The organism is Micromonospora sp. BRA006-A (assembly GCF_033433935.1).
In the GTDB taxonomy this organism is placed as follows: domain Bacteria; phylum Actinomycetota; class Actinomycetes; order Mycobacteriales; family Micromonosporaceae; genus Micromonospora; species Micromonospora aurantiaca.
The window spans coordinates 4,023,000-4,042,655 of the sequence record NZ_JANCLW010000001.1; the positions used below are offsets into that span (position 1 = coordinate 4,023,000).

General features: G+C 74.1%; 16 protein-coding genes. 3 read left to right on the forward strand and 13 right to left on the reverse strand.

Going from position 1 to position 19,656, the window contains the following annotated elements:
• Positions 1-366: 366 nt before the first annotated feature.
• The 3 genes from katG to NMK34_RS18330 all read right to left on the reverse strand — a co-directional run bounded on the left by katG (position 367) and on the right by NMK34_RS18330 (position 4,231).
• Complete coding sequence (gene katG / locus NMK34_RS18320; protein ID WP_318334454.1) at positions 367-2,643, reverse strand: catalase/peroxidase HPI; 2,277 nt, start codon at positions 2,641-2,643, stop codon at positions 367-369.
• A gap of 23 nt (positions 2,644-2,666) precedes the next feature.
• Entirely contained in the window at positions 2,667-3,095 is a 429-nt protein-coding gene (locus NMK34_RS18325; protein ID WP_318334455.1) for a Fur family transcriptional regulator, read from the reverse strand.
• A 134-nt stretch (positions 3,096-3,229) separates the two neighbouring features.
• Entirely contained in the window at positions 3,230-4,231 is a 1,002-nt protein-coding gene (locus NMK34_RS18330; protein WP_135240612.1) for a glycoside hydrolase family 11 protein, read from the reverse strand.
• 524 nt (positions 4,232-4,755) lie between these two features.
• Between NMK34_RS18330 and NMK34_RS18335 the strand changes: the two genes are divergently transcribed.
• A complete protein-coding gene (locus NMK34_RS18335; protein WP_318334456.1) occupies positions 4,756-6,339 on the forward strand; it encodes a ricin-type beta-trefoil lectin domain protein in 1,584 nt (527 codons plus the stop codon).
• A 31-nt stretch (positions 6,340-6,370) separates the two neighbouring features.
• Here NMK34_RS18335 and NMK34_RS18340 read toward each other — a convergent pair whose 3' ends face one another.
• From NMK34_RS18340 to NMK34_RS18360, 5 genes are all read right to left on the reverse strand, one after another.
• Entirely contained in the window at positions 6,371-6,850 is a 480-nt protein-coding gene (locus NMK34_RS18340; RefSeq protein WP_318334457.1) for a hypothetical protein, read from the reverse strand.
• Between the two features lie 45 nt (positions 6,851-6,895).
• Positions 6,896-8,548 carry a class I adenylate-forming enzyme family protein gene (locus NMK34_RS18345; RefSeq protein WP_412098899.1) on the reverse strand — a complete coding sequence of 551 codons (1,653 nt, stop codon included), beginning with the start codon at positions 8,546-8,548 and terminating at the stop codon, positions 6,896-6,898.
• A gap of 118 nt (positions 8,549-8,666) precedes the next feature.
• A complete protein-coding gene (locus NMK34_RS18350) occupies positions 8,667-9,431 on the reverse strand; it encodes an ABC transporter permease (protein WP_318334458.1) in 765 nt (254 codons plus the stop codon).
• Between the two features lie 23 nt (positions 9,432-9,454).
• Positions 9,455-10,432: an ATP-binding cassette domain-containing protein gene (locus NMK34_RS18355; RefSeq protein ID WP_318334459.1), complete on the reverse strand. Its 978-nt coding sequence runs from the start codon at positions 10,430-10,432 to the stop codon at positions 9,455-9,457.
• Between the two features lie 85 nt (positions 10,433-10,517).
• Positions 10,518-11,678, reverse strand: coding sequence for a glycosyltransferase (locus tag NMK34_RS18360; protein WP_318334460.1), 1,161 nt, complete (start codon positions 11,676-11,678; stop codon positions 10,518-10,520).
• Between the two features lie 71 nt (positions 11,679-11,749).
• Here NMK34_RS18360 and NMK34_RS18365 point away from each other — a divergent pair, with 71 nt between their 5' ends.
• Both NMK34_RS18365 and NMK34_RS18370 read left to right on the forward strand, forming a co-directional pair.
• Entirely contained in the window at positions 11,750-12,688 is a 939-nt protein-coding gene (locus NMK34_RS18365; RefSeq protein WP_318334461.1) for a 3-oxoacyl-[acyl-carrier-protein] synthase III C-terminal domain-containing protein, read from the forward strand.
• 20 nt (positions 12,689-12,708) lie between these two features.
• On the forward strand, positions 12,709-13,662 hold the full coding sequence (locus NMK34_RS18370; protein WP_318334462.1) for a 2-hydroxy-acid oxidase: 954 nt from the start codon (positions 12,709-12,711) through the stop codon (positions 13,660-13,662).
• Here NMK34_RS18370 and NMK34_RS18375 read toward each other — a convergent pair.
• Genes NMK34_RS18375 through NMK34_RS18395 form a run of 5 tightly spaced genes read right to left on the reverse strand, consistent with a single transcriptional unit; the run spans position 13,567 to position 19,613 of the window.
• Entirely contained in the window at positions 13,567-14,595 is a 1,029-nt protein-coding gene (locus NMK34_RS18375; protein ID WP_318334463.1) for an aminotransferase class I/II-fold pyridoxal phosphate-dependent enzyme, read from the reverse strand. The two genes, NMK34_RS18370 and NMK34_RS18375, sit on opposite strands and share 96 nt — an antisense overlap.
• The gene (locus NMK34_RS18380) at positions 14,592-15,866 is read right to left on the reverse strand and encodes an NAD(P)/FAD-dependent oxidoreductase (protein WP_318334464.1); all 1,275 of its coding nucleotides are present in this window, start codon (positions 15,864-15,866) and stop codon (positions 14,592-14,594) included. The genes NMK34_RS18375 and NMK34_RS18380 overlap by 4 nt, the downstream gene beginning before the upstream one ends.
• Positions 15,863-17,563, reverse strand: coding sequence for a prenyltransferase/squalene oxidase repeat-containing protein (locus tag NMK34_RS18385; protein WP_318334465.1), 1,701 nt, complete (start codon positions 17,561-17,563; stop codon positions 15,863-15,865). The genes NMK34_RS18380 and NMK34_RS18385 overlap by 4 nt, the downstream gene beginning before the upstream one ends.
• Positions 17,560-18,597, reverse strand: a complete 1,038-nt coding sequence (locus NMK34_RS18390; protein WP_318334466.1) for a UbiA family prenyltransferase — start codon at positions 18,595-18,597, stop codon at positions 17,560-17,562. The genes NMK34_RS18385 and NMK34_RS18390 overlap by 4 nt, the downstream gene beginning before the upstream one ends.
• Positions 18,594-19,613 carry a polyprenyl synthetase family protein gene (locus NMK34_RS18395; protein ID WP_318334467.1) on the reverse strand — a complete coding sequence of 340 codons (1,020 nt, stop codon included), beginning with the start codon at positions 19,611-19,613 and terminating at the stop codon, positions 18,594-18,596. The genes NMK34_RS18390 and NMK34_RS18395 overlap by 4 nt, the downstream gene beginning before the upstream one ends.
• Positions 19,614-19,656 lie beyond the last annotated feature (43 nt).

Below are 19,656 nucleotides of genomic sequence, written 5' to 3' on the forward strand. Positions count from 1 at the left end.
CGTGGGTTCGAAAGGGTGAGCGGGGGTGGGGCGGCCGTCCCGGGTAGCGAACACCATGCGCCATCCATGAAAGTCTTTGCAATAGCTTGCGGCAAAGTTTTCGAAACCAGCAGGCAACACGAGTGGGCTCAGATTCGTGACCACCAGCGGCGATCCAGGCTGGACCGAGCGGGTCGGCGCTCGACCGAGATCCCGATGCTCGGGACGGAGCGAACCGCTACGCGGGACGACCGCAAGTTCCGAGCAGATTTTCCAACGTTTGCGGGCGGGCGGGTGCGTGCCGCTGATCCCCCGACACCCGCCGGACACGGACGAGCCCCGGCCCGTCGCGGCGCGACGGGCCGGGGCTCGCTCAGATGTGGCGGATCAGGCCAGGTCGAAGCGGTCCAGCTCCATGACCTTCGTCCAGGCGGCGACGAAGTCGCGGACGAACTTCTCCCGCGCGTCGTCGCTGGCGTAGACCTCGGCGAGCGCCCGCAGCTGCGAGTTGGAGCCGAAGATGAGGTCGACCGCGGTGGCGGTCCACTTCACCTGGTCGGTCGCCAGGTCCCGGATCTCGTAGACGTGCTCCTCGGACTCCGCCGCCTTCCACCGGGTGCCCGGGGAGAGCAGGTTGACGAAGAAGTCGTTGGTGAGCACGCCGGGCCGGTCGGTGAGCACGCCGTGCGCGGCACCGCCGACGTTGTTGCCGAGCGCGCGCAGGCCGCCGACCAGGACGGTCATCTCCGGCGCGGTCAGGTTCAGCATGTACGCGCGGTCGACGAGCAGCACCTCCGGCTGGGTCTTCTCGCCCGGCCGCAGGTAGTTGCGGAACCCGTCGGCACGCGGCTCCATCACCCGGAACGACTCGACGTCGGTCTGCTCCTGGGTGGCGTCGGTACGACCCGGGTGGAACGGCACCGTGACCTCGACGCCGGCGTCACGCGCCGCCTGCTCGACAGCGGCCGAGCCGGCCAGCACGATCAGGTCGGCGAGCGAGATCTGGGCGCCACCGGCGGCGTTGAACTCCTGCTGGATGCCCTCCAGGGTGGAAAGCACGGTGGCGAGCTGCTCGGGCTGGTTGACCTCCCAGTTGCGCTGCGGCTCCAGCCGGATCCGCGCGCCGTTGGCGCCACCGCGCTTGTCGGTGGAGCGGTAGCTCGCGGCCGAGGCCCAGGCGGTGGAGACCAGCTGGGCGGTGGTGAGGCCGGACTCCAGCACCTTCGCCTTGAGCGCGGCGACGTCGGCGTCGTTCACCAACTCGTGCGCGGCGGCCGGCACCGGATCCTGCCAGAGCTGGGCCTCGGGCACCCACGGGCCGAGGAAGCGGCTGACCGGGCCCATGTCCCGGTGCAGCAGCTTGTACCAGGCCTTGGCGAACGCCAGCGCGAACTCGTCCGGGTTCTCCAGGAAGCGGCGGGAGATCTTCTCGTACGCCGGGTCCACGCGCAGCGACAGGTCGGTCGTCAGCATGGTCGGCTTGTGCTTCTTCGACGGGTCGTGGGCGTCCGGGATGATCGCCTCGGCGTCCTTGGCGACCCACTGCTTGGCGCCGCCGGGGCTGGTGGTCAGCTCCCACTCGTAGCCGAAGAGGATCTCGAAGAACCGGTTGCTCCACTGGGTCGGCTTGTCGGTCCAGGTGACCTCGAGGCCGCTGGTGATCGTGTCTCCGCCCTTGCCCTCGCCGTAGGTGCTCAGCCAGCCCAGGCCCTGCGCCTCCAGCGGCGCGGCCTCCGGCTCGGGGCCGACGTGCGCGTCGGCGGGGCCCGCGCCGTGGGTCTTGCCGAACGTGTGGCCGCCGGCGATCAGCGCGACGGTCTCCTCGTCGTTCATCGCCATCCGGCGGAACGTCTCACGGATGAAGTGCGCCGCCGCGAGCGGGTCGGCGTTGCCGCGCGGGCCCTCCGGGTTGACGTAGATCAGACCCATCTCGGTAGCGCCGACGCCGGCCACCATCTCCTTCTCGGAGGCGTAGCGCTCGTCGCCCAGCCAGGTGTCCTCGGGGCCCCAGAAGATCTCCTCCGGCTCCCAGACGTCCTCCCGGCCGAAACCGAAGCCGAAGGTCTTGAAGCCCATCGACTCCAGCGCCACGTTGCCGGCGAGCACCAGCAGGTCGGCCCAGGAGATCTTCTGGCCGTACTTCTGCTTGACCGGCCAGAGCAGCCGGCGGGCCTTGTCCAGGTTGGCGTTGTCCGGCCAGCTGTTCAGCGGGGCGAACCGCTGCCCGCCGTCGCCGGCGCCACCGCGGCCGTCCTCGATGCGGTAGGTGCCCGCGGCGTGCCAGCTCATCCGGATCATCAGGCCGCCGTAGTGGCCGAAGTCGGCCGGCCACCAGTCCTGCGAGGTGGTGAGCACCTCGGTGATGTCCCGCTTGAGCGCCTCGACGTCGAGCTTCGCGAACTCCTTGGCGTAGCTGAACTCCGGGCCCAGCGGGTTGCCCTTGGACGAGTGGGCGTGCAGCACCGACAGGTCGAGCTGGTTGGGCCACCAGTCGCGGTTGCTGCGCGGACGACCGCCGGTCTTCGGGGTCGGCGAGTCGATCGCCGGGTTCTCGCTCTCGCTGCCGTGCGCGGTCACCGAGTCGTGCGCGACCGGGCAGCCGGCCGCCTCCTTGGCGTCCACGCCCTGCGGGCTGACGGGCCGGTTGTCCTGGGTGTCGCTCATCTGCTTCCTTCCGAACTGGCGGATCACTGGGCGGTGGTGCCGGCCGCGCAGCCGGGGCAGGTGCCCCAGTAGACGACCTCCGCCTCGTCCACCACGAAGCCGTGGTCGTCCGAGGCGGTGAGACAGGGGGCGCGGCCGACGGCGCACTCGACGTCGGCGATGGCGCCGCAGGAACGGCACACGACGTGGTGGTGGTTGTCTCCCACCCGTGACTCGTAGCGGGCCGTGGCGCCGGCCGGCTGGATGCGCCGGATCAGCCCGGCGTCGGTGAGTGCCCGGAGCACGTCGTAGACCGCCTGGTGGGACACGGTGGGCTGCTCGGCGCGGACCAGGGCGATCACCGTGTCGGTGTCGACGTGCGGGTGGTCGCGCAGCGCGGACAGCACCGCCACGCGGGGCCGGGTCACCCGCAACGAGACCGCCCGGAGCTGCGTCTCGAAGTCGGCCGTCATGCGACGACCTTAGTCCGGTCTTTTGGAATCAATCAAGTTTTTGCCCAGGTGTGTCGGCCGTCACATCATCGCCCTCCGGGCACACGAAACGGGGGTGCCGCGCCAGGCGCGGCACCCCCTCCCCGGAAAAGGGCTCAGGCGGCGGAACAGGTCGCCGTCGGGGTGTTGCTGTTGCCGTTCTTGTAGAGCGTGATGCCGAAGTTGTTGCCGTTGCCGTTCGGCCGCGCGGTGAGCGTGCCGCTGGTGCCGCTGATCGACGCGTTCCAGCTGTTCTGCAGGCTCTGCCCGCCCTGGGTCTGGATGCTGACCACCCAGTTGCTGGTGCCGCTGACCGAGAAGGTCACGTTGAACCGGTCGCCCCACTCCTCGGCGCGGCTGACGCTGACCGTGCAGCCACCGTTGTTCGGCGGCGGGGTGGTCGGGTTGCCACCGCCGGTCCCGCCGATCGTGATGTTGGAGTTTCCGCTGCTCTGATAGCCCTCGGTGGCCAGGATCTGGTAGTCGTGTGAACCGAGGTTCATGCCGTAGCGCGACCAGGCGTCGAAGTGGTTGCCGGAGGTGATGGTGCCGCCCACGCGCTTCGACTGGCGGACGCTCCAGTACTGGTAGAACGTCCGGGTGCCCTCGATCGAGGGGGCGTTGACCCGCTGCGTGCGGTAGATGTCGTACGTGCCGCCGTCGGAGGACACCGAACCCATGTAGCCGCTGCCCGGCGGGCGCCAGCTGCCCCAGCTGTCCACGATGTAGTACTCGACGAGCGGGTTGCGCGTCCAGCCGTAGAGCGTCAGGTACGCGTTGCCGGACGGGTTGAAGCTGCCGGAGTAGCTGACCGTGCGGCGGCCGCCCGGGTTCCAGCCCTTGCCGGCGACGAAGTTGTTGATGTTGCTCCACTGGGTGCTGTACTGACCACCGTTACCCATGGTCATGGAGACGTTGCCACTGTCCTTCCAGAAGGAATAGAAGTAGCCGTTGTTGGTGCCGGTGGAGTTCGACGTGACGGTGGTGTCGGCGTAGGCCGGACCTGACGCGACGGCCGTCGCCCCAGCGGCGATCAGCGCCACGGCACAGGCGCCGCCGAGGGCCATCCTGAGGCGTCCGCGCCTGCGGATGCCCGTACGGACGGGGGCGTCTTTCATGGACGGGTTTCCTCCCTGTGACGGCTGGCGGGCGGCCAGCTTCCGGTGGCGCGAGCCGCGGGTGCTCGCCCGCCCGCGGACGGCGGGACCGGGGCGGCAGCCGCGCCACGGTGGTGGTCGGACATCGACGTCAATCGAGATACGCCGATGGCCACAGTATTGGAGCCCCGGTTCATCCTGTCAACAAGTTCCGGAAATGTTGTGGTAACCCGGGCCGGGGTTCTGAGCGGGCGTTACGGCCGCCGGAAAGGGTCTCCGATCAGCGTCGACGGACCGGAGAAAGGCGATCGATGGCCACCGGAAGAGACAGCATCCCGAAAGTTTTCGGTCCCGTTCCGGATCAGCACCGCCCTCGCCGCTCGGCCCACGCGAGCGGACCGGGCCGGGCGCCACCGTCCACATTTGACGGCTCGCCGGACGCTCGGTTCAATGACGGCCGGACCGGATCGGACCCGATTCCGGCCGGGTGAACCGAGGACGCCGCGCACCGGCAGGGCGTCCGTCATCACCGGAGGGACCGCCCTGTGACACCCGATGCCCCCGGCGCGCGCCCGCGGCCGCGCCGGATCCCGCGCGGCGTCGTCGCCGCCGGCGCCGCCGGACTGGCGGCGCTGAGCCTGGCGGTCGCCGCCCTCAGCGGGAGCGTCGCCACCGCGCGCGACGACGAGCCGGTCGGCCGGGCCGTCTCCGCCGAGCACCTGGCCGCCATCCGGACCGCTGCCCGCTCCTGCCCCGCGCTGACCCCGGCGCGGCTGGCCGGGCAGTTGATGGCCGAGTCGGGTCTGGACACGCGGGCCGAGCGGACCGCGTCCGGCGGCCAGGGCCTGGCCGGGCTGGACGACGAGCGGTGGCGGACCTGGGCGCCGTGGCCGGACGCGCAGCGCACCGACGGTGCCGCCAACATCCTCGCGCTCGCCCACCACATGTGCGACCTGGCCGGGCAGGTGCGCGCGGCTGCCGTCCCGGGCGACCCGTGGCGGTTGTCGCTCGCCGCGTTCCACACCGGGTTCGAGGAGGTACGCGCCGCCGAGGGGGTGCCCTCGGCGGCGGTCCCGTACGTCGACGAGGCCGGCCGGTACGCCGCCTACTACGGGCGGCAGGACGGCTTCGCCGAGCCCGGCCCGGCCGGCGGCGAGGGCGAGCGCCGGCAGCCCAAGGCGGTCCCCGCCGCGTACGTCCGCCTCGTGGTCCGGGCCGGCTCGGTGTGCCCGCAGGTGCCGCCGGCCGCCGTCGCCGCGCAGCTGATGGCCTCCTCCGGTTTCGACCCGAACCTGCTCGGCGACGGTGGCCGCAAGGGCATCGCCCAGTTCCGGCCCGAGCTGTGGCGTGCGTACGGCCCGTCCGGCGCCTCGCCGTGGGATCCGCAGGCAGCGGTGCCGGCGGCCGGCGCCACGCTCTGCGCGCTGCGGCGGGAACTGGCCGCGCTCGACGGCGACCCGGACCTGCTGGCGCTGGCGGCGTACCGCGACGGGACCGACGCCGTGCGCCACACCGGCGGGAACTTCGACACCGGGACGCAGGCGTTCCTGCGCACGGTCCGGGAGTTCACCGACTTCTACGCCCTCGACGGCCGGCTGCGGGGCGCCCCGGCGACTTCCGGCACGCCGTCGCCCGGCACGCGGACGCCGAAGCCGCCGGCCTCGTCGGCCGCGCGCCCGTCCACGTCGGCGCCGGAAGCGGGCACGTCGAAGGAGCCGGCGAAGCCGGCCGCGCCGGTCCGCCCGGCCGGCGCGAAGCAACTCGTCGGCAAGGAGACCGGCCTGTGTGCCGGCGGCGGCAGCGGGGACGGCGTACGCGTCGTGCTGCGGGCCTGCCGGGAGGAGCGTTCCCAGTGGTGGACGTTCGCGTCCGACGGCAGCGTCCGGGTCGAGGGCGGCCTCTGCCTGGACGTGGCGTGGGGCGAGAAGCGCGATGGCGTGCCGGTGCAGACGGCGTGGTGCAGCGGCAACCCGGCGCAGAAGTGGGAGTGGATCGAGAGCCAGGGCCGGCGGTCGCTGTTCAACCGGGCGACCGACCGCTGCCTGGACGTCGACGGGCACGCCGCGGGCGCACCGCTGAACGCCTGGACCTGCGTGTTCAACGTGAAGCAGACCTGGTCGCTGCGCTAGCGGAGCGACCAGGCCCGCCGGCCGAGCCGGGTCAGGGGGTCGAGCCGATGACCAGCCCGAACGCCCCGCAGCAGGCCAGACCGACCACCGGCAGCAGGACCAGCATGACGCTGTAGTTGGACCACAGGCCGAACCGGGTGACGTCGGTGCCGTAGCCGTCGTACACCCGGTTGCGCCACCCGCCGAAGCGGAACGCGAGGTGGTGCGCGGCCCCCGGCTGCACCGCGAGCGTCGTGGTGACGAGCGGGACGCCCATGAAGTCGGTGTACCGGACGTCGTGCGCGCCGGCCGGCACCGCGACGTGCCAGGTCCCCTCGCCGGGGATGGCGACCACCTGGCGGTTGATCTTGAAGCGGCTGGTCACCGGCACCGGGATCAGGTACGGCCCGCGGTTCACCGAGACGACGAGCACCCCGCAGCCGGGCGGCGGGGTGATCGGGTGCGGGTAGGCGATCAGCGGGCTGACGCCGCCGGGCATCGGCGGGTACGGCTGCGAGGGGAGGTAGGACACGGCTGGATTCTGGCACGGCCGCGCCAGCCGTCGATCCCCCGCCGGTCAGCCGGCTCCGGTCGCCCCGGCGTCGGCGAGCAGCCGCTGTCGCATGAGGAACTTGCGGACCTTTCCGGTCGGCCCGGTGACCACGTCGTCGTCGGGGACCGTCACCACCCGGCGCAGCGTCGCGGCCACCGACGGCCCCAGCGCGGCCCGGACCCGGTCGGTACGGTCGTGCGCCGGATCGGCGTCGGCGGCGAGCAGGAGCAGCACGTCGGTGACGGCAGTGCCGTCCTCCCCCGTCGCCGCGAGGACGGTGCAGTCGCGGACGTCCGGGCAGTGCCGGAGGATGCGCTCCTCGGACAGCGCGGTGTACAGCCAGGTGCCACCGCCGAGGTCGACCGCGTCGCTGGCCCGGTCGACGTGGTGGTAGTCGCCGGCCGCGTCGCGGTACATCAGGTCGCCGGTCAGGTAGTAGCCGCCCAGCCGGGTGCGGTACGTGGTGACCGAGTCGTTCCAGTAGCCGAGCGCCAGGGTCGGCGACTTGAGGCCGACGTGCCCCACCTGCCCCGGCGGGACCTCCTCGCCGGTGTCCACGTCGAGCAGCGCGATCTCGGCGAACGGGTACGGCCTGCCGACGCAGCGGTCGTAGCGGTCGCTGCCGAGCCGGTGGGTGATCCGGAACGCGCCGTGCCCCATCTCGGTGGAGCCGAGCATGTCGACGAACTTGGAGCCGGGGACGTCGACCATGCCGTCGCGGGTGTACGCGGGGTGGCTGCCGACGGCGACGAGCCGGCGTACGTGCGCCTCGTGCGCGCAGTCACCGGTGTTGAACCAGTTGCGCACCGAGCTGAGGTCGCGGGTGGTGAGGTCGACCCGGGCCAGCTCGGACCAGGTCACCGCGAAGCCGAACACGCCGGTGGGGCGCCACCGTTCGATCGCGGAAAGGATCGTCTCCGCGCTGCGCGCGAACGGGCCGCCCTGCGCGGACAGGCAGAGCAGCTGGTAGCCGTTGCAGAGTGCCTGGTTGAGCGTGATGATGCCGGCGGCGTGCGCGGCCGGCAGCGCGGACATCTCACGAACCTCGCCGTACGGCCGGGACTCGGTGAGCCGGACCGCGCGGATCGCGGCGAACAGGCCGTGGTGCGAGTGGACGATCGCGGCGGGCACCCGGGTGGTGCCCGAGGAGTGGGTGATGACCACCGGTTCCTCGGGGTGGTGCCGGTGGTGCGGCGGCGCCTGAGCCGGGTCGCCGGTGCCGGTCTGCGCCGCGTCGCCGAGGATCGGCGCGCCGAGGTCGTGCTCGGCCAGGGCGGCGTGGTCGGCGTCGACCACCACCCCGGCCCCGCGCAGCCGCCTGACGAACTCGGCGGCCAGCGGGACCGGCATGTTGCCGTTCATCAGCGCCGGGATCGCGCCGAGCCAGGTCAGCGCCAGGAAGTTGAGGAACACGTCTGGTGCGGAGGTCACGTACACCGCGATCGGGTCGGCCCGGTGGACGCCGCGCTCCCGGAACCACGCCGCCCGCGCCGCGACCCTCTCGGTCAGGGTGGCGAGCGACAGCGGCGTCCAGGCGGGGATGCCGTCGACGTCGGCGTCGAACGTCACGCGGGGCATGTCCATGTCGGCGCCGTGCTCGGCCAGCCGGAGCAGCACGTTACCCGCGCCCAGCTCCATGTCGGCCGCCAGCGTCGCCCGGAAGTTGTCGGCACCCAACGAGTGGCCTCCTCAGCTGACACGCGTCGCGGCCGCGCCCCGTACACCGGCCGCCGAGCGGGGACACGATCAGGCTAGAGCGCCCGCCACGCTGAGACAATGGTCGATGCACGGACGGTCAGGAGACCTCGCGGTTGAACAGGTGCGACGACCAGAACAGACTGGCGGCGGCCAGCCCGGACATGATGAGCGCGCCCTGCCACACCACGGTCTGGGTGATCTGGCCGGCGAACAGCGCACGCATGCCGTCGGTGGCCCAGGCGAACGGGTTCCACACCGCGACCCGCTGGATCCACATCGGCGCCAGCACGAGCGGAATGAGCACGCCGGCGAGCAGCGACACCGGCTGGCCGACGGTGTTCACCAGCACGCCGAGGCTGTTCTCGTTGCGCACCAGCAGCGCGATGTCGTACGAGATCGAGGTGCTGAGCAGCACCATCACCGACAGCAGCGCGTACGACACCAGCAGGTTCGCCAGGTGCACCCGCAGGCCGAACGGCAGCGCCACCAGCGTGACCACCACCGCCTGCACCACGTTGAGGCACACGTGCATCAGCGCCCGGCCCAGCAGCAGGCCGGTCCGGCTCACCGGCGTCACCCGGCACCTGTCGATGATGCCCGCGCGCAGCGCGCTGAGCAGCCCGTACCCGGCGAACAGGCCGCCGAACAGGCCCATCGCCACGAACAGGCCGGGCACGTAGATGCGGTACGCGTCGGCGTACGACGAGGCGCCCCGGTCGACCATCACCACCTTGAGGAACGGCGCGAACAGGATCAGGTAGGTGATCGGCTGAGCCAGGCTGAACGCGACCATCACCGGGTTGCGCACCATCAGGCCGGCCTCCTGCTGGAAGATCAGCCAGGTGTCGCGGACGAGTTTCACGCCGTACTCCTCTCGGCGGCCGGTCACTCGGCGAGCGACCGGCCGGTCTTGGCCAGGAACACGTCGTCGAGGCTGGGCCGGCGGGCCTCGATCGCGCCGGGCTCGATGCCCCTGTCGTAGAGCGCCCGCATGATCTGCGGGATCGCGGTGGCGGCGCTGTCCACGTAGAGCCGCAACGTGCCGTCGACCGGCTCGGCCGCGTGCACGTACGGCGCCTCGGCCAGCAGCTTCGTCGCGGCCGGCAGGTCACCGCCGGCCTCGTCCGCGACGTCGGCGGTGGCGAAGTCGATGGCGACCACGTCGCCGGAGATCTCGCGTTTGAGCGCCGACGGGGTGCCCTCGGCCACGATCCGCCCGGCGTCGATGATCGAGACCCGGTCGCAGAGGCTGTCGGCCTCGTCCAGGTAGTGCGTGGTGAGGAAGATGGTCATGCCCTCCTCGCGCAGCCGCCGTACCTCCTGCCACATCCGGACCCGGCTGGGCGGGTCGAGCCCGGCGGTGGGCTCGTCCAGGAACATGACCTGCGGCGAGTGGATGACGCCGAGCGCGACGTCGAGGCGGCGGCGCTGCCCGCCCGAGTACGTCTTGATCTTGCGGTCGGCGAAGTCGCCGAGCTGGAACGCGCGGATCGCGCCGACGGCCAGGTCGTGCGCCACCGACTTGGACAGCCCGTGCATGCGGGCCTGGAGCACCAGATCCCGGCGGGCGGTGGAGTCGTCGTAGGTGCCGCTGGCCTGTGCCACGAAGCCGATCCGCCGCCGGACCTGCGCGGGCGCGCGCAGCAGGTCGACACCGGCGATGGTGGCCGCTCCCCCGCTGGGCCGGATCAGCGTGGCGAGCATCCGCAGCGTGGTGGACTTCCCGGCGCCGTTCGGGCCGAGGAACCCGACGATCTCGCCGCGCCGGACCGCGAAGTCGACGCCGCGTACCGCGTCGACAGTGGTGGCGCCGCGCCCGCGTCCGACCCGGAAGGACTTGCGTAGGCCGGTGGCCTCGATCATCGAGCCTCCTCGTGCGGCACGACGCCGGCGCGGGTGCGTCAGGTCAGGCTAGTTCCGCGCCGACCGTTGGACAACGGTCGATGCGTCAGGCGTCAGGAGCCGTCCGTGCCAACGCGGCGAGGTGCGCCGCCGCCGCGCGGGCGCCGCCGGCCGCCGCGAACGACTCACCGACCCGGCGCGCCCCGGCCCGGTACGCCGGCTCGTCGAGCACCGCGCTCAGCGCGGCGGTCAGCTCCGCCGGGGTCGCCGAGCCGAAGGAGACCGCCAGACCGGCTCCGGCCCGGCACACCTGGCTCGCCACCGCCGGGTGGTCGTGCCGGATCGGCGCGACCACCACCGGCACGCCGTGGGCCAGCGCCTCGGAGACGGTGCCCAGCCCGCCGTGGGACACCAGCGCGTCCAGTCGCGGCATCAGCTCCAGCACCGGCACCCGCGGCGCGACCAGCACGTGCGGCGGCGGGTCGGGCACCAGGCCGGGCCCGGCCGTGAGGATCACCTGGACCCGGCCGGCGAGCGGCGCGGTCGCCGCCGTCATCCGCCGGAAGAAGTCGGCGGCGAGATGCTCGGCCATCGTGCCGACGGTGACCAGCACGTGCCGGCGGCCGGGATCCCACGCCTCCCAGGCGAACGCGGGCGCGTTCGGCCGCCGTCCCAGTGCCGGCCCGGTGAGCACACAGCCCGGCGGCAGCGGCGCCGGACCGGTCAGCGCCGTCGTGGTCAGCCCGATCACGAGGTACGGCGAGAAGCGCAGGTCGATCGTCTCGTCCACGGGTACGTCGGTCATCGCCCACACCCGCTGGACCTGGGCGCGTACCCAGCCGGTGAACTCGGGCATCTCCCCGGTGGGCGGCGTCAGCTCCAGCATGCCGACGCAGAACGTCGCCCACGGCAGCCCGCGGCGGTGCGCGGCGAGCGCGCCGGCCAGCGCGTACTGGTCGGCCACCACCACGTCCGGCTCGTACCGCTCGACCGCCGCGTCGGCGGCGTCGCGGATGAACCGGTTGGCGGGCAGCACGTGCCCCTCCCAGAGGCTGCGCACCGAGGCCGCCCCGGACGCGCCGTCGGGCCGGTAGTAGCGCTTGCCGGTCGGGAACAGCACGGCGTCCGGACCGACCAGCGGGCGCAGGTCGCTGCGCGGCCCGACCCAGGCCACCTCGTGCCCGGCCGCCTCCAGTTGCTGGGCGATGGCGACCGGGGCGTGCAGATGGGACTCCACCGGCAGCACGACGAACAGGAAGCGGGCCACGTCGATATGATCGCACGCGCGTTGACATCCACCGGCGTCACTGATCTGATCCGTGTCGTGACGGTACGCGTATGACGGCGATCGACGCCGTCTCGGTGTTCCTGCCGCAGCGCCGGGTGCCGGTCGAGAGCCTGGCCGCGCCGCTGGGCCTGACCGACATGCAGGTCCGCCTGTTCGGCCGCTTCCACGGCCTGACCGAGGTCCGCCGCGACCCCGGGCTGTCCCTGACCGACCTGCTGCTGCGCGCGGCGGACGGCCTCACCGCGCTGCCCGCGCTGCGGCGGCGGGTGCGGTTCGTGGTGTACGGGCGGGCCTTCCCGGTGGTCACCCCCTATCCGGTCAACCCGCTGCACGAGGTGTGCCGCACGCTCGGGCTGAGCCACGCGCTCGCGTTCACGCTCACCCAGCAGTCCTGCGCGAGCGCGCTCGCAGCGATCGACGTGGCCGGGCGGCTGCTCGCGTCCGAACCGGACACGCCGGACGGCCCGCCGCTCGCGCTGGTGCTCACCGGGGAGAAGGCGTTCACCCGCGACGCCCAGTTCATCCCGGAGACGTCGGTGTTCAGCGAGGGCTCGTCGGCCTGCCTGCTCAGCGCCGGTGGCGGCCGGGACCGGCTGCTCGCGTACGCATGCCACCAGCGGGGCGAGTTCGACGTGGCCGGCGGCGAGTCCCCGGCGCGGTTCCAGCGGGCGTACCGGCCGGCGCTGGCCGAGGTGATCGGCCGCGCGCTGGACCGGGCCGGGACGGCGCTGTCCGAGTTGCGGCTGGTGCTGCCGCACAACGTGAACCTGATGACCTGGAAGCGGCTGTGCCGGCTGATCGGGCTGCCGCTGGACCGGGTGCTGCTGGACAACGTGACCGAGACCGGCCACGTGTTCTGCGCCGACGCGTTCGTCAACTACCGCACCGCCCGGCAACGCGACCTGCTCCGGCCGGGTGACCGCTACCTGGTCGCGGCGGTCGGCGCCGGGGACGGCGCGACGTTCGCCGCCATGGTGTTCGAGCACTGACCGGCGTACGGGAGGGCGGCATGGACGACGGGCTGCGCCTGCTGCGGGCCGCACGCCGCACGGTCACCGGCCCGGCCGCGCTGCTCGCCGATCCCGTGCTGCGCGAGCGCAGCGCCGGCTACCTGACGGACCTGACCCGGCCGTACGGGCTGCGCGTGCCGGACGGGCTGTTCGACGCGCCGTCGGCGGCGCTGGGCCAGTCGTACGGGGAGATAGCCGCCGAACTGATCCCGGCGGTCGTGCCGCCGGACGAGCCGGTGGACCTGCTGGTGCTGGCGTTCGCCGTGCACGACATGCTGCCCGGACGGGCCACCGCGGCGTACCTCAGTCACGTGTGCCCGGGCACGCCGATGTCGTTCGCGCTCTGCGACCAGGGTTCGGCGGCGACGTTCACCGGGCTGCGGATCGCCCGCGACTACGGGTGCCGCCGCGCCCTGCTGGTCACCGTCGAGCAGGCGGTCCTGCCGTACGACGCGGCGGTGCCCGTACCGGCGCGCCACCGGGCCGTGGCCATGCTCTACGGCACCGCGGCCGGCGACAGCGCCCGGACCGGCGGGTCGCGGGTGACAGGGCTGCGCCAGCACGCCGACGTCGGCCCCGGCGACGTCGCGGCGCTCGCGGCGGGCGAGGTGCGCGAGCTGACGGCCGGGCGTACCGATGTCGCGGTCGTGCTCGGCGCCGATCTCGCGGCCGCGTGGCCCGGTCCCGGCGGCGGCGCGGTGACCACCGGTCCGGAGCGGCAGCCGTCCACCGGGGTCTGGTGGGCGCTGCTGGACCGTCTCGCCGGCGACGCGGCGCGGTCCCGGCCGGTGGTGGTGGCCGACTACGAGCCCGGCCTGGGCTACCTGAGCGTGGCCGCGCTGGCGCCGGCGGGCCGGTCAGAGCCAGTCGGCGAGCGCGGCGCGGACGAACGCGCACAGCCGCTCGTTCGCCTCCGGAGCGCCGACGGTGATCCGGACTCCGGCGCCCGGTAGCGCCATCACCAGGATGCCCGCCTCCCGGGCCCGCTCGGCGAACGGCACGGCCCGCTCCCCCAGCGGCAGCCACACGAAGTTGGCCTCGCTGGGCGCGACGGTGAGGCCGAGGCCGCGCAGCGCGCCGATCAGGCGGGTACGCGCCGCCACCAGGTCGGTGCACCGCCGGGTCAGCTCGGCGCCCACCTCCGGTGTCAGGCTCGCCACCGCGGCCGCCTGGGCGAGCGCGGAGGGGAAGAACACCGCTCCGGTGAGCGCGGCGGCCCGGGTGAGCCGGGGCGGCACCACGGCGTACCCGACGCGCAGCGCGGCGAGGCCGTACGCCTTGGAGAACGTGCGCAGCACGCAGACGTTGCCATACGCGCGGTACAGGTCCATCCCGTCCGGTGAGCGCGGGTCGGTGACGAACTCGCGGTACGCCTCGTCAACGATCACCGGCACGTCGGCCGGGACGCGGTCCAGGAACGCCTCGACGTCGTCGCGGCGCAGCGCCGTACCGGTCGGGTTGTTGGGGTTGCACAGCAGCACGCACCGGGTCCGGTCGGTGACCGCGTCGGCCATCGCCGGCAGATCGTGGTCGTACCCGTCCATCGGGACCGGCACCGCGCGAGCGCCGGCGTTGCCGATGATCAGCGGGTAGCCCTCGAACGACAGGGCCGGGTGGACGACGTCCGGGCGCGGCCCGAGGGACTGCACGAGGTGCTGGCACAGTCCGGCCGAGCCGGGGCCGACGAGGATCGCCTCGGGGCCGACGCCGAGCCGCGCCGACAGCGCCGCCACCAGCGCCGACGACGTGCGGTCCGGATAGCGCTGGAGCGTCGCGGCGGCCTCGGCGACCACCCGCCGGATCCCCGGCAGCGGCGGGTAGGGCGTCTCGTTCATGGACAGGTCGGCCGGGGGTTGCGTCCCGACGGCGGTGGCAGGCGTCATCATCGTTCACTCTCCGACGGGACCGGTGGGGACGGGGTGTGCGCGTGCCGGTCGGCCAGCAACCCCAGTTGGTAGAGCCGGTCGACGGCGGACAGCGGCCGCACGTGGGTGCCGGAGAGGTTGCCGGCGGTGAGCCCGAGCAGCCGGGGGTTGGCGGCGGTGCGGCGCATCATCCGCGCGCCGAGCAGCTTCGGCAGCCCGGACACGGCGGTGATCATGCGGGAGGCGTTGTGGCTGACGGTGGCGACGTGGTCCAGCCGGGGCCGCCGGGCCGCCTCGAAGGCCCGCAGCGCCCGGTCCACGGCGGCCGGTTCCGGTGTGCCGCCCTCGGCGGCCAGGCAGGCGGCGAGCGTCTCGGCGTCACCGAGGGAGCTGTTGACGCCCTGCGCGGCCATCGGGTGCACCGCGTGGGCGGCCTCCCCGGCGAGCGCGAGCCCCGGTACGCCCAGTCGCGCGCTGCGCAGCCGGTACACCGCGAGCAGTTGGCGCCGGTGCAGGCTCGCGCGCAGGGCCTGGCCCAGCGGGCGGATCGCCGGGACGTCGGCGAGCAGCCGTCCGCACCACGCCTCCAGGTCCACGCGACCCCGGAACTCGCCCGGTGTGACCTGCGCGTAGAGGCGGCACCGCCCGCCCGGCAGCGGGTAGACCAGGCAGAGTCCGCGGGCGGTGCGGTAGGCGGACACCTCGTCGGCCACCTCGGCGCCGTTCACGTCAAAGGCGACCAGGCCGTGCGGGTACTCCCGGCGTTCCACGCCGATCCCGGCCGCGCGGCGCAGCGGCGAGGACATCCCGTCGGCCGCGACCACCAGCGGCGCCGCGACGTCCCGCTCGGTGCCGTCCGCGACGACCCGGACGCCGTCGATCCGCCCGCCGCTGTCACGCCGGACGCCTGTCACCCGCACGCCCCACCGGACCTCCACCGTGGCGGGGAGCCGGCCGGCCAGCACCGCGCGCAGGTCGCCGTAGTCCGCGCAGAGGATCTGCCGGTACGCCCCGGGCAGGCCGGCGTAGTCCAGGCAGAGCAACGGCTCGCCGGACGCGTCGCGGATGGCCAGCCGCCCGACCGGGCGCGCGCCGGTGGCCCGCAGGGCGTCCAGCGCGCCCCAGGAGTCGAGGATGCGGACCGTCTCGGGCTGGAGGATCTCGCCCTTGGCGATCGACGTGGGAGCGCGCTGCCGGTCGAGCACGAGCACCCGCAGGCCGAGCGCGCCGAGCGCGTGGGCGCAGGCCAGCCCGCCGGCGCCGGCACCGGCCACCACCACGTCGGCGGTCATCGGGCCACCGCGCCCGGTGCGGCGCCGGATCGCGCGGCGGCGGCCCGGCGGTACTCGCCGAGCGTCCGCAGCGCGAGTGCCTGGGTGATCACCGCGTTCGGGTAGCGCATGTGGTGGCGGATGTAGTTGCAGACCCGGGCGGCGGGCCAGGCACCGTCCGGTCCGGCGGCGGCCACCAGCCAGGCGACGCCCCGGTCCACCGCCCCGGCGGCGTCCGGGTCGCCGGTGGCGAGCAGGCCCTGCACCGCCCAGGACGTCTCCTCGGCGGTGCCGCCGGTGCCGTCGCCCGGGCCCCACGAGCCGTCGGGCAGCTGGGTGCCGCGCAGCCACCGGGCCGCGCGGCGTACCACCTCGTGCCGGGCGTGCCCGACCCGGGACAGCGCGGCGACCACCACCGCGGTGCCGGAGGTGTGGTCGCGGTACCAGAGGTTCTCGAACGTGCCGTCGGGTGCGGCGCGGGCCAGCAGCCAGGCCGCGGCGCGGGCGATCGCCGGGTGGTCGTCCGGGTGCCCGGCGTCGTGCAGCGCGAGGATCGCCTGGCTGGTGATCGCCGGGCAGGGGCCGTCGTTGGCGAGCCGGGTGTCGCGGACCCACAGGCTCCACGAGCCGCGGCTGTCCTGGCGGCCGGCGAGCCACGCCAGGCCCTGGCGCAGCACCGGGTCGGCGCCGGCGCCGGGGAGTCCGGCGAGCGCGGCGAGGATCTCGGCGGACTCCAGCGTGACCGGCCAGCCCCGGGCGTTGGAGTAGCTCCACCCGCCCGGCGGCACGTCCAGCACCTCGAACGCCTCCGTCTTGCGGGCGGCGTGCAGGAACTCCCGGGTGGCGTGCAGCCGGGGGTCGTCGGCGTAGCCGGCCGCGATCAGTCCGGTCGCCGCGTACCCGGTGCGGGTGAGGTCCAGGTTGGTGACCGCGTCCCAGGACCCGTCGGGGCGGACCGCGCGGCGCAGCCAGCCGACGACGGCGCGGGCGATGTCGGGTGCCTCGCCGCTGCGGGCCAGGCCGAGCAGGACGAGCGCGGCCGGCCACGGGTCCTCGCTGAGCGCGCCGGTGCGGCCCTCGTGGTCGTGGATGGACCGCAGCAGCCGGACCGCCGCCGGACGGGCCCGGCGCAGCGTGGCCCGGCGCAGCCGGCCGGTGGGCAGCATGTCTGCCTGCATCAGGGCGAGCCCGACGAACGGCGCGGTACGGAACGACAGGCGCTGCCGGCGTACCCGGTCGAACAGGACGATCTCCAGCGGCAGCCGGCGCAGCGGGCCGGCCTCGGCTGTCATCCCGGCCATGGTGAGCAGTTGCCGGCACAGCAACGAGATCGCCGGATCGGTGATCGTGTCGACGCCGCCGAGCGCGGCCAGCCGGGCGCGGCCCGCCGCAATCGCGTCGGCGCTGTCCGCCGGTGCGCTCAGCGCCAGCGCGGCGACCGCCACGGCGGTGGGTACGACTGCGGTGCCGGCGCCCACGACGCCACCCCAGCCGCCGTCGTCGTGCTGTGCGCGGCGCAGCCAGGCGGTCCCGGCGTCGACCAGGTCGGCGCAGCCGGACGGGTCGGCGGCGTGCAGCGCGGCGACCGCGCCCGCGGTGCCGAGCACCGAGGCGGGTGGGTCGTCGCCGAAGGCGCCGTCGGGGCGGCGGCGGCGGAACAGCGCCTCGGCGCCGTCGGTGAGGGCCTTCCCGACGGCCTCGGCGGTCACAGCGGTCATGGCGCGTCCTCCAGCGGCAGTCGACTGCGGGTGGCGAGGGTCAGGCCCGCCACCGGCGGGCCGAGTTCGTGCCGGACGCGCATGCCGCGCTGCGCCAGCCAGGTCAGCAGCACCATCGGCAGCGCGAGCGCGAGCTGCACGGCGACGCCGAGGCCGAGGCCGACCGCTGCCGAGGCCAGGACGACCCGCTCGACGACGAGGACCGAGTGGGCGCGCAGCGCCACCCGGACGGGCATCCCGTCGCGGCGCGCCACCAGCGGGGCCAGCGCGACGACGCCGGTGGCCAGGACGACGAGCACAGTCGCCAGGTACGCCATCCGCGTGCCTGTGCCGGCCAGCAGCCCGGCGGTCACCGCGGCGCAGATCGTGACGGCGTAGAGCGCCACCACGGTCCGTACGGCCACCGGCACGCCGCGCCCCACCGGCAGCGTGCGGTAGCCGCCGGCGCGGTCGCCGTCGATGTCGCGCAGCGCGCCGACCAGGTTGGACATCGCGTCGTGCGACCAGAACGCGACGACGAGCGCGAGCAGCACCGGTACCGCCCAGGCGCGGTCCGGCGCGATCCCGGCGGCGAGCGCGCCGTAGCCGAGCGCGACCGCGCCGAGCGCGCCCCGGACCAGGTTGCCGGCGATCCCCCGGGCCTTGAACCACCTGCTGTACGCGACGATGCCGCACCCGGCCAGCAGCGCCGCCAGCGTGGTGCCCCATCCGTCCAGCACGGCGAGGACGCCGAGCGCGGCGAAGCAGGCGCTGCCGCACCACAGCGCCGTGCCCGCGCGCAGCCGGCTGGACGGGATGGGCCGGTGCGGTTTGCTGCCGGCGTCGAGGTCCCGGTCGAAGTAGTCGCCGAGGTAGTGGCCGCCCAGCCAGCCGGCGGTGGGCGCGGCCCAGGCCGACAGCAGCAGCCACGGGTCGTGGCGGCCACCGGCCACTGCGGCTCCGGCCAGGCCGACCAGTCCGACGTACCAGAGGGTGTAGGGCCGCCAGGTCTCCACGTGGGCCCGCAGTGCTCGCACGGCGCCGGCCGTGCTCACGCCATCTCGCTCGTCATCCAGGCCGCGATGCCGGTGAGCACGTCCGCGCTCGCGGACGGGTTGAGCACTGCGAGTTCGGCGCGGGCCCGCTCGGCGTGCTCCACCATCCGCCGCCGGGCACCGGCGACCGCACCCACGTCGTCGAGCAGGGCGGTGACCCACTCGACATCGCCGGGACCGGCGCCGCGGCGGTGCAGCACCGCCAGCAGCTCCACCCGTGCGGCGTCGCCGATCGCGTCGTACGCCAGCAGCAACGGCAGCGTGGGGCGGCCGTTGTTGAGGTCGCTCGTCGCGGGTTTGCCGGTCTGCTCCGGGGTGGACAGGTAGGACAGCAGGTCGTCGCGGATCTGGAACGCGGTGCCGAGGTGCTCGCCGTAGCGGGCCAGCGCGGCGGACACCAGCGGGTCGGCGCCGCCGAGCAGCGCGCCGATGTGGCACACGGCGCGGAACAGCGAGCCGGTCTTGAGCCGGATCATCTCCGGGTACCAGCGGGCGCCCGCGTCCAGGTCGCCGACGAGCCGCTCCTCCAGCGCCTGGCCCCGGCACAGGTCCTGGCCGGCCTCGGCGAGCGCGGTGACGGCGGCGACGACCGAGGCCGCGGGGGCCGCCCGACTGCCCTCCACGATCGCCTGGAAGGCGTGGAAGATGAGGTGGTCGCCGGCCACGATGGCGCCGGGGATGCCGTACGCGACAGGGACCGCCGGGCGGCCGCGGCGCAGCGTGTCGGCGTCGATGATGTCGTCGTGCACGAGCGTCGCGACGTGCAGGTACTCGGTGCCGAGCGCGGCGGCGAGGACGTCCCGTGGCGATCCGCCCACCGCCTCGGCGGCGTGCAGCGTCATCATCGGGCGGAGCATCTTTCCCGCCGGCAGCAGCGCGTAGCGGACGATCGCGTCGAGCCGGTCGGGCGTCTCCGGCCACCGCCGGCCGAGTTCGGCGCGCAGCAGCCGCCCCGATTCGCTACGGGCCAGGTCGTCGATGAAGGGCGGATATCGCGTGGAGCCAGCAACCGTCATGACGCGTCGACCCTTTCGCCAGGGATCGGCTAGTCGCCACGCG

What these genes read in the sequence shown, in the direction of transcription:
- katG (WP_318334454.1), bottom strand. Translation starts at nt 2,643, where the DNA reads ATGAGCGACACCCAGGACAACCGGCCCGTCAGCCCGCAGGGCGTGGAC.
- NMK34_RS18325 (WP_318334455.1), bottom strand. Translation starts at nt 3,095, where the DNA reads ATGACGGCCGACTTCGAGACGCAGCTCCGGGCGGTCTCGTTGCGGGTG.
- NMK34_RS18330 (WP_135240612.1), bottom strand. Translation starts at nt 4,231, where the DNA reads ATGAAAGACGCCCCCGTCCGTACGGGCATCCGCAGGCGCGGACGCCTC.
- NMK34_RS18355 (WP_318334459.1), bottom strand. Translation starts at nt 10,432, where the DNA reads ATGATCGAGGCCACCGGCCTACGCAAGTCCTTCCGGGTCGGACGCGGG.
- NMK34_RS18365 (WP_318334461.1), top strand. Translation starts at nt 11,750, where the DNA reads ATGACGGCGATCGACGCCGTCTCGGTGTTCCTGCCGCAGCGCCGGGTG.
- NMK34_RS18370 (WP_318334462.1), top strand. Translation starts at nt 12,709, where the DNA reads ATGGACGACGGGCTGCGCCTGCTGCGGGCCGCACGCCGCACGGTCACC.
- NMK34_RS18375 (WP_318334463.1), bottom strand. Translation starts at nt 14,595, where the DNA reads ATGATGACGCCTGCCACCGCCGTCGGGACGCAACCCCCGGCCGACCTG.
- NMK34_RS18380 (WP_318334464.1), bottom strand. Translation starts at nt 15,866, where the DNA reads ATGACCGCCGACGTGGTGGTGGCCGGTGCCGGCGCCGGCGGGCTGGCC.
- NMK34_RS18385 (WP_318334465.1), bottom strand. Translation starts at nt 17,563, where the DNA reads ATGACCGCTGTGACCGCCGAGGCCGTCGGGAAGGCCCTCACCGACGGC.
- NMK34_RS18395 (WP_318334467.1), bottom strand. Translation starts at nt 19,613, where the DNA reads ATGACGGTTGCTGGCTCCACGCGATATCCGCCCTTCATCGACGACCTG.